A 1092-nucleotide genomic window follows, 5' to 3' on the forward strand; every position below is an offset into this window, starting at 1 on the left:
CACCGGCACAGATGCCATGTTCGATTCGTGCGAATGCGTTCCGGGAGGCGCGCGATGAGCGCCGCCGATGCCGTCGTGTTCCCGGTCGAGGTGACCGTGCGGGGGTGGGAGGTTGACCGGGACGGTCCGTTGTTCCCGGTTCAGCATCAGTATGTGGAGACGCTGTGGTTGCCGGTGATCGGGCCTTCAGCGATGTGGTTGCTGCGCCGCATGGGTGGCTGGGTGCTGGCGTGTCCGGATGGCCTGACGGTCGTGCTGCCGGAGTTGAGCGAGTCGCTCGGGCTCGGTTGGTCGTCGGGCGCGAACTCGTCGCTGCAGCGGTCGATGCGTCGGCTGATGATGTTCGGACTGGCACGCTGGACTGACGGGTTCGAGGTCCTCACGATGGTCCCGGCGCTGTCGGAGCGGCGGTTGGCGAGGATGTCGCCAGGGCTGGTTCGTGCGCACGATCGGATGCTCCGCGTTGCGGAGGGCCAGGCGGCGTAGACAGCGACAGGTGCCGGCATCCGCGCCACGGTGGTTCGGGCTCGTGATGCCGGCAGCCGCCTCGGGAACTCGTTGACGTTGCCACGTTGTGGGTGCCGTCACACCGCCGGTTGTAGCGACGCGGCCGGCGGGTTGGGCGACGCGGTGTTGTCACCCTGGTTCTTGGATGCGGAATGTTTGTGGGCCGTTGTCGGTGTCGACGATGAACGTGTCGGTTCCGTTGGGGACTTCGGCGACCCAGATCCCGTGGTCGTCCGGCTCGGTTGAGGTGTCACCGATCTCTACGCGGACGCTGCTGTCGGGGTCTGTGAGCCCGATCAGGAGGCCTGGTTCCTCGGGGCGCATGCGGAGATAGACGTAGGCGGTGCCGTCGTGGACTGATTCGTTCGGGAAGCAGTCCGCAAGGTCGGAGCCGTCGGCGAGCGCGAGGGTGAAGCACTGCTCTGCGGTGTCCGGCGAGTCGTAGAGTTCGACGACCCCGACGGCGGTGGTTGCTGTCGCGTACTTCACTCCGCGAATCGGCAGCTGCTCGTCCGGGCTGGTCGGCTCGGTGGCAGCGGTCGTCGATGGGGACTGTGCGGGGGAGGTTTGCGGGGTGTTGTTTCG

General features: G+C 66.9%; 2 protein-coding genes. One reads left to right on the forward strand and one right to left on the reverse strand.

Annotated features, from left to right (window positions below; genetic code table 11):
* The first annotated feature begins 54 nt into the window (after positions 1 to 54).
* Positions 55 to 486, forward strand: a complete 432-nt coding sequence (locus B4M62_RS11800; RefSeq protein WP_290713019.1) for a hypothetical protein — start codon at positions 55 to 57, stop codon at positions 484 to 486.
* 150 nt (positions 487 to 636) lie between these two features.
* Here B4M62_RS11800 and B4M62_RS11805 read toward each other — a convergent pair.
* Positions 637 to 1092: hypothetical protein (locus B4M62_RS11805; RefSeq protein ID WP_290713021.1), on the reverse strand; the 456-nt coding region annotated here is incomplete at its 5' end.

The organism is Gordonia sp. UBA5067, assembly GCF_002414845.1.
In the GTDB taxonomy this organism is placed as follows: Bacteria; Actinomycetota; Actinomycetes; order Mycobacteriales; family Mycobacteriaceae; genus Gordonia; species Gordonia defluvii.